This window comes from Novosphingobium sp. PhB165 (assembly GCF_004341845.1).
Lineage (GTDB): Bacteria > Pseudomonadota > Alphaproteobacteria > Sphingomonadales > Sphingomonadaceae > Novosphingobium.
The window spans coordinates 116,895-130,877 of the sequence record NZ_SLVB01000003.1; the positions used below are offsets into that span (position 1 = coordinate 116,895).

The following is a 13,983-nucleotide window of genomic DNA, read 5'->3' on the forward strand; positions in this document are numbered from 1 at the left end:
GCCGAATACAGGCCGGGGATTCCCTTTCAACTTACAGACTTGAAATATGTCGTCACAAAACTGTCATTGTGACAAAGGTGTCACAATAAGGCCTGACGCCATCACGCCGGAATGGCGGAAACCCGCGGTTGATATGAAAATTCGCAAAAACCATAAATGCGGCGGAAATTTATTTTCCGCCGCATCCACCAAACCCGCCCAAGCGATCGGCAAAAGACATCAAATCTTGCGAATAATGTCTTTTACTGCGCGTACTGCGCGGAAGGCGCCGTTGCTTCACCTTTTACCCAGTCTGCGACCTGCTTTGCCACATCGTTGGCGGCCCGGTTCAGCGCGGGCGCGACATCGGCGACATCGGGCTTCACGTTGGGCACGGCCGCCTCGAAGCGGCGGGTGGTGATCGGGCCGCCCCGTTCGGTGCGGGTCGCATCGAAGCGGACGATGACCGAGCGGGTAGGCACGTCATAGCCCATGTCCAGCAGGCGCCCGCCGATCAGGGTGCGGCCGGTGGTCTCGAAATCGCCGCCCACGACGACCAGCTTGCCGGTGCGCGCGCGCAGCGTTTCGGCCAGCAAGGTGCGCATCTGCCGCGCGGGCCGCTCGGTCCAGAATGCGTCCTTGAGGTAGGACAGGCTGGACGCGTCGATCTTCACCGGCACGCGCGGCGTGTCGAGGCTGCGATCGAAATCGGGATCGAGCACGACGATGGCATCGGCCACCTGGCCGCTCACTTGCGTGCCCGCGGGCGCGCTATCGTCCGGTGTCAGGCGGATCAGCTGCTCCGGCGGCTTGGCGCCCAGGCTGATGCAGCCGGGAAGCGCCAGGCAGGCCGCAAGGGCAAGCGCGCCTCCCAGCATCCGGCCACCGGGAAGCCTGCCACTGGAGCCCCTGCCCCCGTCCGTCTTTGCGCTTTGCATCTCGACCATCGTCGCCCTCATCATGGCTTGTAGGTGGGCAGCTTCTGCCCCTTGAGCAGCGCGCCGGCGCCCTGATCGTCAATCTTCTCGGTCACCGCGCGCAGGGCCCGGCTGGTCGCCTGAAGATCGCGGATGGCGGATTCGGCGGCGGGCAGCGTCTGGTTCGAAACCTTGTCGAACGCGGGCTGCGCGTGCTCCAACGTCTGGTTCAGCGTATCCATCGACTTCTGCGCCGAGGCCAGCGTCTGGCGCAGCTGATCGGCCAGCGAGCTGCCCTGATCGCCCAGCAGGCTGTCCGCCTTGCCCGCCACACCTTCGAACGCGGCCAGCGTGCGCGTCGCCTGATCGAGTGTCGACTGCAACTGTTGCAACGTCTGCTTCACCTGCGGCGTCGCCTGCGAAATGTCGTGCGTCATCTTGTCGGTATTCTTGAGAATGCCGGTGATCGAACGCCGGTTCTCTTCGGACAGCAACAGGTTGAGGTTCTCGGTCAGCGTCGCCAGCCGTTCGAGCAGCAGCGGCGCGTTCGAGAGGATCTCGCCCAGCCCGCCCCGCTTCGTCGGGATCACCGGCACGCCTTCGGGGCCCGGCTCGGTGAGCAGCGGCGCACCCTTGACCGCGCCTTCAAGCTGGATGTCGGAAACGCCGGTGAAGCTGCCCTGGATCGTGGCGGTGGTACCCACCGTCACCGGCACTTTCTTGTCGACGCGGATGCGCACGCGCACGAAGCTCGGATCCTGCGGCCAGAGTTCGATCTCCCGGATCTGTCCGACCGGAACGCCCGCGAAATCGACACCCGATCCGCGCGAGAGGCCGTCCACCGACTGCTTGAAGAAGATGTCGAACTCGTTGCGCGCGCCTTCGTTCAGGCGGGCGATCCAGATGATGAACGCCGCGAGCGCTGCCAGCAGCACCAGCGTGACCGCTCCGACCCAGACGTGATTGGCCCGTGTTTCCATGCTTGGTGCCTTATGCTCCCGGCTCGTTTGAATCGTTACCGGAATTATTGTTGGCCGAAGAATCGTCGGCCGAATTGTTGCCACCGGAGGTTTCGCCGGACGGTGCGGGCGTGATCATCGCCTCGGCCGCATCCTCCTCCGCGATTTCGTCCCGCGCGCCCAGCGCCGCGCGGCCGCGCGGGCCGTTGAAGTATTCCTGGATCCACGGATGATCGAGCGCGAGCAGTTCGGGGATCGTCCCCACCGCGATCACCTGCTTGTCCGCCAGCACCGCCACGCGGTCGCAGATGGCGTGGAGCGTATCGAGGTCGTGGGTAATCAGGAACACTGTAAGGCCCAGCGTCTCCTTGAGCCCGCGCGTCAGCCGGTCAAACGCGGCGGCGCCGATCGGATCGAGGCCGGCGGTGGGCTCGTCAAGGAACAGCAGCTCCGGATCGAGCGCCAGCGCACGTGCCAGCCCGGCGCGCTTGCGCATGCCGCCGGAAAGCTCGCTGGGATACTTGTACGCCGTGTCCTCCGACAGGCCCGCAAGCCGCACCTTGAAGCGCGCGATCTCTGCCCGCAGTTCGTCGCCGATCTCCGGGAAGAACTGCTTGAGCGGCACTTCGACGTTCTCGCCCACCGTCAGCGTGGAGAACAGCGCGCCGCCCTGGAACAGCACGCCCCAGCGCGAACGCAAATCGACATCGTCTTCCTCGTCTGCGGATTCGTCGATGCTGTGGCCAAGCACGGTGATCTTGCCCGCATCGGGCTGCTGGAGCCCGATGATCGAGCGCATCAGCACCGACTTGCCCGTGCCCGAGCCGCCGACCACGCCGAGAATCTCGCCCTTGCGGACCCTGAGCGAGAGATTCTCGTGAATCACATGCTCACCGAAGGCATTGCGCAGCCCTTCGACCACGATCGGGCAATCGTCAGGCTGCCCGTCCTGCGCCTGCGGGCATTCGGTTTCGATTTCGGTCATGCCCAGCCGATCTTGGTGAAGAAGATCGCGAAGAAAGCGTCGAGCACGATCACGGTGAAGATGGCCGTGACCACCGCCTGCGTGGTGCGCTGGCCCACTTCCTCTGCGTTCGATTTCACCTGCATGCCCTGATAGCAGCCCGCCAGCGCCACGATCAGCGCGAAGACGGGAGCCTTGAGCAGGCCCACCCAGACGTCGGTGATCGGCACCACTTCCTGCGTGCGCTTGAGGAAGGTCCAGAACGGAATGTCGAGCGCGAAGTTCGAGATCGTGGCACCGCCGATGATCGCCAGCACCGTGGAATAGAAGCCCAGCAGCGGCATCATCAGCATCGTCGCCAACACGCGCGGCACCACCAGCGCCTGCATCGGCGAGACGCCGATGGTGCGCATGGCATCCACTTCCTCGGTCAGCTTCATCGTCCCGATCTGCGCCGCGAAGGCGGATCCCGAGCGGCCCGCGACCATGATCGCGGTCATCAGGATGCCCAGTTCGCGCATGGCAAGGCGGCCGGTCAGGTTAATCGTGTAGATCTCCGCCCCGAACTGGGCGAGCTGCACCGCGCCCTGCTGGGCGATGACGATGCCGATCAGGAAGCTCATCAGCCCGATGATCCACAGCGAATTGATGCCCACATACTGCATGTGGAACACCAGCGCCGTGCCGCGCAGGCGCGAGGGATGGCGGATCGCCGCGCCCAGCGCCAGAATCAGTTCGCCCAGGAATCCGGTCGCGCGGACGAAGCCCTTGCCCCAGTTGACCACCAGATCGCCGAATTCGCCCAGCGTGCGGATCAGCAATCCGGGCTGCGTCTCGACTTGCGGTTCGTCCACCGGCAGGCGGCCGATCGCGGCGAACAGGTTCCGCGCGGATTCGCTTTCGCCTGTGATTTCAAGCTTGTGCCGGCTGGCATAGTGACTGACGAGCCAGGCGCCGGTCGTGTCGATGTCGGTCACGCCGGACATGTCCACCCGGTCGAACGGCCCATCCAGCTGCGCCAGCTTGGCATCGAGATTGCCCAGCGAATGAACGCAAAGCGGCCCCTTCAGCGCAACCGTGCGAACGCCGTCCTGGTCGCCTTGCGACAGAGTGAATTCAGCCCATTCCCGCATGTGCGCTCGTATTGGGGGAAAATGCCTGCACCGGCAAGGGGTTCCCCCGGTGCGACGGATTGTTCATTTCGCAATTGCGGGGTTTTGTCGGGTGCGCTCGTCACATCCGTGCCGAGCTTGCGGCACCAGCCCACTCCCCCACCCAATACTTGCGCGCGAAAGGCGCAACTGGCAAAGCGCCGCGCCATGACCGACACTCCAGACGCCGCTCCCGAAACCGCCCCCGAAACCGGGCTGGACAAGACCTTCGACCCCGCCCAGATCGAGGCGAAGTGGTACCAGCATTGGGAAAGCGAAGGGCTGTTCCGCCCCGAGCGCGCCGACGCGCAGCCGTTCACCATCGTGAACCCGCCGCCGAACGTCACCGGATCGCTCCACATCGGCCACGCGCTGGACAACACGCTGCAGGACATCGTGATCCGTCACGAGCGCCTGAAGGGCAAGGACGCGCTCTGGGTGGTCGGCACCGACCATGCCGGCATCGCCACCCAGATGGTGGTCGAACGCCAGATGGAAGCGAAGCAGGACAAGCGCGCCAACTACACGCGTGAACAGTTCATCGAAAAGGTCTGGGAATGGAAGGCCGAATCCGGCGGCACCATCACCGGCCAGCTGCGCCGCCTCGGCTGCTCGATGGACTGGAGCCGCGAGCAGTTCACGATGGATCCGCACTTCACCAAGGCCGTGGTCAAGGTCTTCGTGGACCTGCACAAGCAGGGCCTGATCTATCGCGACAAGCGCCTGGTGAACTGGGACCCGAAGTTCCGCACCGCCATTTCCGACCTTGAGGTCGAAACGCGCGAAACCAACGGCCACTTCTGGCACATCAAGTATCCGCTTTCGGACGGTTCGGGCCATATCCACGTCGCCACCACCCGCCCGGAAACGATGCTGGCCGACATGGCCGTCGCGGTTAATCCCGAGGACGAGCGCTACAAGGAACTGCTGGCGCGCGGCGCCACCGTCACCCTGCCGCTCACCGGCCGCGAGATTCCCATCGTCGCCGATGAACACGCCGATCCCGAACTGGGCTCCGGCGCGGTGAAGATCACCCCGGGTCATGACTTCAACGACTTCGAGGTTGGCAAGCGCGCCGGCTTCAAGGCCGCGGACATGCTCAACATGCTCGATGCCGATGCCCATGTCTGCCAGACGCAGGACGGCCTCGTCCCCGCGCAGTTCATCGGCATGGACCGCTTCGAAGCGCGCAAGGCGATCGTCCAGTTCCTCGAAGACGACGGCCTGCTCGAAAAGGTCGAGGATCGCGTGATCCAGACCCCGTTCGGCGACCGCAGCGGCGTGGTGATCGAACCCTGGCTGACCGATCAGTGGTACGTCGATGCGCAGACGCTGGCCGGCCCGCCGATGGAAGCCGTCCGCTCCGGCGCGATCGAGATCGTCCCCAAGACCTGGGAAAAGACCTTCTTCAACTGGATGGAAAACATCCAGCCCTGGTGCGTTTCCCGCCAGCTCTGGTGGGGCCACCGCATTCCCGCGTGGTACAGCGAAGACGGCGAGATCTTCGTGGCCGAGACCGAGGAAGAGGCACAGGCGCAGGCCGGCAACAAGAAGCTGACCCGCGACAACGACGTGCTCGACACCTGGTTCTCCTCCGCGCTCTGGCCTTTCGCCACGCTCGGCTGGCCCGATGAAGACGCGCCGCTGCTGAAGAAGCACTACCCGAACGATCTGCTCGTTTCCGGCTTCGACATCCTGTTCTTCTGGGATGCGCGCATGGCGATGCAGGGCATTCACTTCATGAAGGAAGTGCCGTGGAAGCGGCTCTATCTCCATGGTCTGGTGCGTGCTGCCGACGGTCAGAAGATGTCGAAGTCCAAGGGCAACGTGGTCGATCCGCTGGGCCTGATCGACAAGTACGGTGCGGATGCGCTGCGCTTCTTCATGGCCGCCATGGAAAGCCAGGGCCGCGACGTGAAGATGGATGAAAAGCGCGTGGAGGGTTACCGCAACTTCGCCACGAAGCTGTGGAACGCCGCGCGTTTCTGCCAGTCCAACGGCATCGTCGCCAGCACCTCGATCAAAGCGCCGGCAGCCACCTCCGCCGTCAACAAGTGGATCATCGGCGAAGTCGTCGAAACCGTCGCCGCGCTGGACAAGGCCATGGCCGACCTGCGCTTCGACGCGGCGGCCAACGCGATCTACCACTTCGTGTGGAACCAGTTCTGCGACTGGTACATCGAACTGATCAAGGGCAACTTCGACGAAGAGACCAAGGCCGTTGCCGGCTGGGTGCTCGACCAGATCCTCGTCATGCTCCACCCCTTCATGCCCTTCGTCACCGAAGAGCTGTGGAGCAAGATGGGCGCGCGCGATCAGGACCTGATCGTCGCCGCATGGCCCGCGCCGGAAGCTTCGGTGGACGGCGAGGCCAAGGCCGAAGTCGAATGGCTGATCGCGCTGATCGGCAACTTGCGCGGCGCCAAGTCCGAACTCGGCATCGCGCCGGGCGCGCGCCTTACCGCCTATGTCGCCGATCCCTCGGACGCGACGCGCGCGGTGATCGGCCGCAACGGCACGGTGATCGACCGTCTGGCCCGCCTTGACGCAATCAAGTTCGAGGCCGCTCCCGCCGGTGCCGCCATGCAGGTGGGCGCGGGCGACGCGACGCTGGCGATCCCGCTGGAAGGCGTGATCGACATCGCAGCGGAGAAGGCCCGTCTGGAAAAGGCCATGGCCGCTTCGGTCAAGGAGCGGGACTCGCTCGACAAGCGTCTGGGCAACCCGGCCTTCGTCGAGAAGGCCAAGCCCGAGGCGATCGACAAGGCGCGTGCGGATCATGCCCACCACTCGGCCGAAGCCGAGCGTCTGGCTGCGGCGCTGGCACGACTGGGGTAAGATCAAGCGGAGGGAGGTGGGGCTAAGCCGACACCGCTCCCCCTCGTCGCCCCCGCGAAGGCGGGGGCCCCGCTTTTCTCATTTCACGCGGAGGCGCGGAGACGCGGAGGGACAGTGCAGCAATCCACCTCTCCGTGCCTCCGCGCCTCCGCGTGCTAAAAAGAAGCGGGATCCCCGCCTACGCGGGGATGACGGAGTGAATATGATCAGTCGGACATGTGGAAATGCTCTATCCCACACCGACCTTCGTCATTGCGAGCGTAGCGAAGCAATCCAGAGCAGCGCAGTGCCGCGCTGGATTGCTTCGCTACGCTCGCAATGACGAAGACAGTTCAGTCAATTCCATATTCGGTTAAAAGCGGAATTGTTGCCAATCCCGGCTGTCATCCCGAATTCGTTTTCCTACCCCGCGCATATCTGACACTTTTCCGCGCGTGAACGCCCTGCTCTTTCCCCACGATACCAGCCACAAGGTGACACCTCCGACGCAAGGTGACACTTTTTGCTCTGGACCGTGTAAACTGTGTCAACCTCACCCCTCAAAACCGTAACCTTATACCGAGACCATCCGTGACGCTTGCCCTAGCCACCACCACTCCCGGCGAACCCGAAGTGTTCGCTTCGCTGCAAGGCGAAGGGCCCAGCATGGGGCGGCCGAGCACCTTCGTGCGGCTGTCGCGCTGCAACCTCGCCTGCCAGTGGTGCGACACCGCGTATACGTGGCGGTTCACCGGCGATAACCGCTTCCACCGCGACGATCTGGCGTTCGAGCGCAAGGCCAATCAGGTCATGGCCGAGGAAGCCGACGTGGCGCGCATGGTGGCCGACCTGCCGCCCGACCGCCTGGTGATCACGGGCGGCGAGCCGCTGCTTCAGGGCGCGCAACTGGCAAAGATGCTGGCCGCGCTCGACGAGATCCGCCCCGGAATGCATGTCGAGATCGAAACCAACGGATCGGTCGCCCCGCATGCCAGCCTCGATGCACGGGTGCAGCAGTACAATGTCAGCCCCAAGCTGGCGCACAGCGGCAATCCGGCAGAACTGGCGCTGGTGCCCGAACGGCTGGCGGCATGGGCGGCGGACCCGCGCGCCTACTTCAAGTTCGTGGTGGCCGAGCCTGCCGATGTCGCCGAAGTCGAGGCCCTTAGGGATACTTACGCAATCCCCCGCGAGCGGCTATTCCTGATGCCCGAAGGACGCTCCAGCGATGTCATCAGGCAACGCTCGGGTTGGCTCTCGGATTTATGCATGCGTGAAGGCTATCGCTTCACAGACCGCCTGCACATCCACATCTGGGGCGATACGCGGGGCACGTAAGGGGACACATGAACGAAGCATCGCCAATTCCGGCCGGCGAGACCGAGCCCGAGGAAGCACCTCCGCCTCCACAGATGGCGCGAATGAAGGGCGACCTGACGCAAGGTCCGATCCTGAAGACGCTGCTGCTGTTCTCCGTCCCGATGCTGATCTCGAACGTCCTCCAGACGCTCAACGGATCGGTCAATGCGATCTGGGTCGGGCGGCTGCTGGGCGAAAGCGCGCTGGCGGCCACCGCTAACGCCAATATCATCATGTTCCTGATGATCGCGCTGGTGTTCGGTTTCGGCATGGCGACCACCGTGCGTGTCGGCCAGCACTTCGGCGCGCGGCAGATCGATGCGGCGCGCCGGACGTTCGGTTCGGGCGTGGGCTTCTGCACCCTGCTCGCGGTGATCTGCGGGCTTGGCGGCTGGTTCGGGGCGGATTCCCTGCTCCATACGCTGGGCACGCCCGAAGCCAGCCGGATCGAGGCGCTGGCGTATTTGCGCGTGATCTTCGTGACGCTGCCGCTCGGTTCGCTGTCGCTGATGGTGTCGATGGGCATGCGCGGCGCGGGCGATTCGAAGACGCCGCTCTATGCGATGATCCTGACCGTGGCGCTGGACGTGATCCTGAACCCGCTGCTGATTATCGGCCCCGGCCCGGTGCCCTCGCTGGGCATTGCCGGATCGGCGCTCTCGACCGCCTTCGCGAATTTCGCAGGGCTGCTTTTCCAGGTCTGGCGGATCTACCGGCAGGACCTGCCGATGCGCCTGCGCGGCGCGGAACTGGGCTACCTGATCCCGCGCGGCAGCGAGCTGAAGTACGTGATCCTCAAGGGTCTGCCGATGGGCGCGCAGATGCTGCTGGTGTCCTCTGCCGGTCTCATCATGGTCAGCCTCGTCAACAAAGAAGGGCTGCATTCGGCAGCGGCCTACGGTGCCTCGCTCCAGCTGTGGAACTACTTGCAGATGCCCGCCTTCTCGATCGGCTCGGCGGTCAGCGCGATGGTTGCCCAGTCGCTCGGCGCGCATGACCACAAGCGCGTGGGCAAAGTGACGGGAATTGGCCTTGTCACCAATCTGGCGATGTCGCTGGTGCTGGCGGCGCTGATCGTGCTGTTCGATCATCCGCTGCTGGCGCTGTTCCTCGGCGGCAACAGCCCGGCGATGCCGATCGCGCAGAACATCCAGGTCATCTGCACGGCATCGTTCGTGATCGTGTCGATCACCATGATCCTGACCGGCACGATGCGCGCCTACGGCGCGGTGGTCGCACCGTTGGTGATCATGTTCCTTGGCCTCTATCCGGGGCGCCTTGGCTTCTACTTCCTCGCCTATCCGCTGATCGGCAGCCAGGCGCTGTGGTGGTCCTATCCGGTCGGCTCGACGCTGACCGTGGCCATGACCGTCGGCTACTATCGCTGGGGCAAGTGGCGCGCAGCGTTCGATCTTTGAGAAACGCCCCTCCCCTTGGGAGGGGACAAGGGCAATTATCGGCCCTGCGCGCGCCACCGCTGGACCGTGCGCAGGACGGCCTCCTCCTCGCCGCCGGAGCTGTTCCACAGCTCGGTAAACGAGGGGTCGGCCGAGGCGGGACGCTTGTATTCCTCAAGCTCGTCGAACGAAACGCGGACCGGGATCGCCACGCCCTCGCCGCAGATGATGCACTCGCGGTTGCGCAGCGCCGGGATCGAATCGAGGAACCCCCGCGCGCCTTCGGGCATGGCCGCACGCACGAAGGCCTGATCGCGGTCGTTGTTGAGCCGCATCGAGATGATCGTACCGCACTGCGACAGCACGCCCTCGGCAAGGTCCGACGGGCGCTGGGTGATCAGGCCCAGCGAGATGCCGTACTTTCGACCTTCCTTGGCGATCCGCGACAGGATGCGGCCGACCGAGGAACCATCGGCGTTCTTCTCGTTCGGCACGTAGCGGTGCGCTTCCTCGCAGACGAGCAAGATCGGCTGCGTCTTCTCCTCGCGCCCCCAGATCGCATAGTCGAAGACCATGCGGCTGAGCACGGCAACCACGGTGCTGGTGATGTCCGAAGGCACGCCCGAAACGTCGATGATCGAGATCGGCCGCCCGCGCGACGGCAGGCGGAAGATCTTGGCGATGAACTCCGCCATCGTATCGCCCACCAGCATGCCCGAGAACATGAACTGATAACGCGGATCGCCCTTCATCTCGTCGAGCTTGTTCTTGATGCGCACGTAAGGCGCGCTCGAATGGCCCTTGTCGAGCTTGCCCATGTGGTTGTTGAGAATGTTGGACAAGTCCGACAGCAAGTAGGGGATCGGCGAATCCACCGTGATCTTGCCCAGTTGTTCGGCCAGCCGGTTGCGCGAGCGCGCCTCTAGCAGGCACTTGGCCAGGATCTCGCAGTCGAGCTGGCGATCGTCTCCGCGCGCCGTCAGCAGCGTCTCGCAGTGTTCCTCGAAGTTCATCAGCCAATAGGGCATCTGGAGGTTCGAGACGTCGAGGATCACGCCGGTATTGCGAAACGCGGACGCGTACTCGCCGTGGGGGTCGATCATGATGATGTGACCCTCCGGCGCATGCTGGCAGATGCGGTGAAGGATCAGCGCGGCGCTGGTCGACTTGCCGGTCCCGGTGGAGCCCAGCAGCGCGAAGTGCTTGCCCAGCAAGGCGTCGATGTAAAGGCCGGCGCGGATGTCCTTGGTGGGATAGACATTGCCGATCTGGATCGCGCTGCGCCCATCGCTGGCATAGATCTGACGCAAATCCTCGGTGGTGGCCGGATAGACCAGCGAGCCCGGCGAGGGATAGAAGGTAACGCCGCGGCGGAAGCCGTGGATGCGCCCCGTAAGGCGCTCCTCGCTGCCTTCGCCCAGAAAGTCCGCCTCGGCGACGATGCCGCCGGGGATCTTGCTGTCGCTCTTCTGGTTGCGGATGCTGGCGAGCAGCCAGCCGTTCCCGACGCGGATCTTGACCTGACTGCCCACTTGCCCGGACTGCGCGACCGAAGGATCGCCGTCCTTCATGACTTCGCCAAGTCGGTTGATGTCGAGCGCGATGCGCGTGCCCGCGCCGGAAATTTCGAGGATGACGCCGATCGGCTCGCGCCCGGTGTCCAGACGCGGTGCCTGCCGCTGCGGGGCTGCTTGAGGCTGGCCCTGGGGATGGGGCGCGGCCGATCCCGGCTGCGCGGTCGCCTGCCCGGCCTGCGGCGCGCGTGTGGGATCGAAGCCTTCCATCTGCATCTGATTCATCGTGCCCCCAAAAGTCCTTGGCGCTTGGAGAGCTATGACCGCGCAGTTAATTTCCGGCTAAAATCGCACTAATACGAAAGGCTCACAGTCCGTTTGAAAAATGCCCAAAGGGGCATTTTTAGCGCATCGCGAAAAGCCGGCCCGCAAGCCAGCCCATGCCCACCGAGACAGCGACTGCCAGCAGGCCATAGGCGAAGCCGTAATTCTCCGCGAAATCGGCGATGGCGCGCTCGACGCCGAGCTTGCGCACTTCCACCTGACTGCTGGCGGAGGCCACCACGCGGCCATTGGAAATGGCGAAAGTCTCCGCCGTATAAGTGCCGGTCGGCACGCGCGAGGGCAGGCCGATGCGCGCCTGATAGAGCACTTGCTCGCTCACTTTCACCCCGCCCTCATCCTCGCGGTAGAGGCCGTTGCGGCGGTTGAGATCGACCAGTCCGCCCGCGAAGCGGGCCTGCTCGTCAGGATCGATCGCGCCGATCGGCGAAAGCTGCAACCACTTGAGCCCGAGTTCGTAGATCGCCGCCGTCTTGTCGTCGACGATCTTGGCGATCGGGCGGGTGGAGGCGATCGCGTAATAGGATGGTGCCGAACGCAGTTCGGTGCTGTCGGCATTGATCCAGATTCCGGCCACCTTCCGCTTCTGGCGCAGGACGATGGACTGGGTCGGCCCCTTCAGCACGACGACGATGTCGTAATACTGCGCGGCGCGCGATCCCTCGGGGGTGAGGATGGCGCCGAACAGCAGCAGTTCGGTCCCGGTGAAGCCCTGCTGCAACGCCACCTCGTGCTGCGAGACTTCGGGCACCAGAATGGGATCGCGAGAGCCGCCCAGCATCAGCAGCGCCACAATGGCGAAAGCAGAGGCAGCCGCAGCCCTCACAGCGGCGCCACCGTGAATATCTCGTCCGGCCGATAGCCAAGTCCGATCGCCATGCGCCCCGCCACCAACAGCACGACCACGGCCAGGATCAGGCGCAATTTCACCGGACTGGCCTTCTGCGCGAATTGCGCGCCCAACTGCGCTCCCGTGACCGATCCGATCAGCAGGAGCGAAGCCAGCACGAGGTCGACCGCATGGGTGGTCATCGCGTGCATCATGGTCGTGGCGATCGTGGTGAAAAGGATCTGCCACAGCGACGTGCCGACCACCACATTGGCGCTCATGCCAAGGATGTAGAGCATCGCCGGGACCAGAATGAAGCCGCCGCCGATCCCCATCAGCATGGTCAGGATGCCCGTGGCGATCCCTAGCAGCAGCGGCGCCAGCGGCGAAATATAGAGCCCCGAGCGATAGAAGCGCCAGCGCATCGGCAGGCTTGCGACCATCGGGTGATGGCGGCGCTTGCGCGCGGCAATCGGCACGCCGCTACGCTCGGCGCGGATGCCCTGAATGCTCTCGTTGGCCATGAGGCTGCCGATGGAGCCGAGCATGACCACGTAGAGGATATTGATGACGGTATCGATCTGGCCCAACCGGGCGAGGAAGTTGAACAGCAGCGCCCCGATCCCGGTGCCGACAATGCCGCCCACCACCATCACGGTGCCCATCAGGTAATCCACGCCGCCGCGCTTGGCATGGGCGAACACGCCGGAAACGCTGGCCCCGGTCACCTGGCTGGCCGCCGAGGCAGCGGCCACCGTCGGCGGGATGCCGTAGAAGATCATCAGCGGCGTCGTCAGAAAGCCGCCGCCCACGCCGAACATCCCCGACAGGATCCCTGTCAGTGCACCCAGACCAACGATGACCAGCCCGTTGACCGAGAGATTGGCGATGGGAAGATAGACATCCATGCGAGCTATCTCGCTACCGCAGCGCGGTGGCCGAGAAAAGCGGCGAATCAGAAACCTGCGGAAAGAGTGAGCGCGGGGCCCGAGCCCGGTTCGGCATCCCCCGCGACGCGAAAGCGCCAATCGACGCCGACGCGGCCGTTTACTCCGCGCGCCAGCGGCAGTGCGACGGTGGCGGAAGGTCCGGCATCGAGGCGGCTCGCCCCGTTCTGCGCCCCGCCCCAGAGCCCGCCGCCGATCCTGCTCTCCACCCGGCCGAGCGACAGCAGCGCATGGTCCACGCGCAGCTGTCCATCGGCAAACGGCGTCGCGTACTTGCCTGCCACATAGCCGGCCTGCGCATAGGCCTCCCCACGCAAATGCCCGGGCAGTCCGAAGGGCGGCAGCGTGGTGATCGCCATGGCGGCGGGCTGGAAGCGGCTCTCGCCCGCCTGTTCGGTCAACCGTCCTTCCAGCGCGGCAATCACCGGGAAAGACGGCAGGGGGCGCGCCGCAACGCCAATCGCGGCGGCCGTCTCACGCTGGAGCTGCCCCAGCGTTGCCGTGCTGCGCATATAGACTTCGGGCCGATTGGCGGACTGCATGGCCAGACGATAGTGCAGGACTGCTCCGGCCTGACTGGCACCGTAAGTCGCCGGCAACGTGCCATTGACGAGCGGCCCGGTGCCGTTGCTGCGCAGCAGCGCCCATGAATCGACCGACCAGCGTTTCGGTCCACGAGGCACTCCGGCCATGGCGCCTGCGGGCGGTATCCCACCCCCAGGTGTCGCCGACAGGGCCTGGAAGGAGGGAAGTCCCGCGGGCAGCCGTTCACGCGCAAAGGCCCGGATCAGAGCCGACGGAAAATCCC

General features: G+C 64.8%; 11 protein-coding genes. 3 read left to right on the forward strand and 8 right to left on the reverse strand.

Annotation, left to right across the window (positions count from 1 at the left end; all coding sequences use genetic code 11):
* Nucleotides 1-242: 242 nt before the first annotated feature.
* The 4 genes from EDF56_RS09115 to EDF56_RS09130 are packed head-to-tail and all read right to left on the reverse strand — an operon-like array spanning nucleotide 243 to nucleotide 3,952.
* Nucleotides 243-926 (reverse strand): ABC-type transport auxiliary lipoprotein family protein, encoded by a 684-nt coding sequence (locus EDF56_RS09115; protein ID WP_347812976.1) that lies wholly within the window; start codon nucleotides 924-926, stop codon nucleotides 243-245.
* 11 nt (nucleotides 927-937) lie between these two features.
* On the reverse strand, nucleotides 938-1,876 hold the full coding sequence (locus tag EDF56_RS09120) for an MlaD family protein (RefSeq protein WP_132386572.1): 939 nt from the start codon (nucleotides 1,874-1,876) through the stop codon (nucleotides 938-940).
* A 10-nt stretch (nucleotides 1,877-1,886) separates the two neighbouring features.
* Nucleotides 1,887-2,840 carry an ATP-binding cassette domain-containing protein gene (locus EDF56_RS09125; protein WP_132386574.1) on the reverse strand — a complete coding sequence of 318 codons (954 nt, stop codon included), beginning with the start codon at nucleotides 2,838-2,840 and terminating at the stop codon, nucleotides 1,887-1,889.
* Nucleotides 2,837-3,952 carry an MlaE family lipid ABC transporter permease subunit gene (locus tag EDF56_RS09130; protein WP_132386576.1) on the reverse strand — a complete coding sequence of 372 codons (1,116 nt, stop codon included), beginning with the start codon at nucleotides 3,950-3,952 and terminating at the stop codon, nucleotides 2,837-2,839. The genes EDF56_RS09125 and EDF56_RS09130 overlap by 4 nt, the downstream gene beginning before the upstream one ends.
* A 186-nt stretch (nucleotides 3,953-4,138) precedes the next feature.
* On the opposite strand from EDF56_RS09130, the gene EDF56_RS09135 reads away from it, so the two are divergent.
* The 3 genes from EDF56_RS09135 (at nucleotide 4,139) to EDF56_RS09145 (ending at nucleotide 9,564) form a co-directional block, all read left to right on the forward strand.
* Nucleotides 4,139-6,808, forward strand: coding sequence for a valine--tRNA ligase (locus EDF56_RS09135; RefSeq protein WP_132386578.1), 2,670 nt, complete (start codon nucleotides 4,139-4,141; stop codon nucleotides 6,806-6,808).
* A 570-nt stretch (nucleotides 6,809-7,378) separates the two neighbouring features.
* Entirely contained in the window at nucleotides 7,379-8,125 is a 747-nt protein-coding gene (locus tag EDF56_RS09140; protein ID WP_132386580.1) for a 7-carboxy-7-deazaguanine synthase QueE, read from the forward strand.
* Between the two features lie 8 nt (nucleotides 8,126-8,133).
* Complete coding sequence (locus tag EDF56_RS09145; RefSeq protein ID WP_132386582.1) at nucleotides 8,134-9,564, forward strand: MATE family efflux transporter; 1,431 nt, start codon at nucleotides 8,134-8,136, stop codon at nucleotides 9,562-9,564.
* 35 nt (nucleotides 9,565-9,599) lie between these two features.
* Here the strand turns inward: EDF56_RS09145 and EDF56_RS09150 are convergent, their stop codons facing one another.
* From EDF56_RS09150 to EDF56_RS26350, 4 genes are all read right to left on the reverse strand, one after another.
* Entirely contained in the window at nucleotides 9,600-11,342 is a 1,743-nt protein-coding gene (locus EDF56_RS09150) for a DUF87 domain-containing protein (protein WP_243652508.1), read from the reverse strand.
* Nucleotides 11,343-11,460: 118 nt separating this feature from the next.
* Nucleotides 11,461-12,180: a TIGR02186 family protein gene (locus EDF56_RS09155; protein WP_132387427.1), complete on the reverse strand. Its 720-nt coding sequence runs from the start codon at nucleotides 12,178-12,180 to the stop codon at nucleotides 11,461-11,463.
* 41 nt (nucleotides 12,181-12,221) lie between these two features.
* The gene (locus tag EDF56_RS09160; protein ID WP_132386584.1) at nucleotides 12,222-13,136 is read right to left on the reverse strand and encodes a sulfite exporter TauE/SafE family protein; all 915 of its coding nucleotides are present in this window, start codon (nucleotides 13,134-13,136) and stop codon (nucleotides 12,222-12,224) included.
* A 47-nt stretch (nucleotides 13,137-13,183) separates the two neighbouring features.
* Nucleotides 13,184-13,867 carry a hypothetical protein gene (locus EDF56_RS26350; protein ID WP_243652509.1) on the reverse strand — a complete coding sequence of 228 codons (684 nt, stop codon included), beginning with the start codon at nucleotides 13,865-13,867 and terminating at the stop codon, nucleotides 13,184-13,186.
* Between the last annotated feature and the right edge of the window lie 116 nt (nucleotides 13,868-13,983).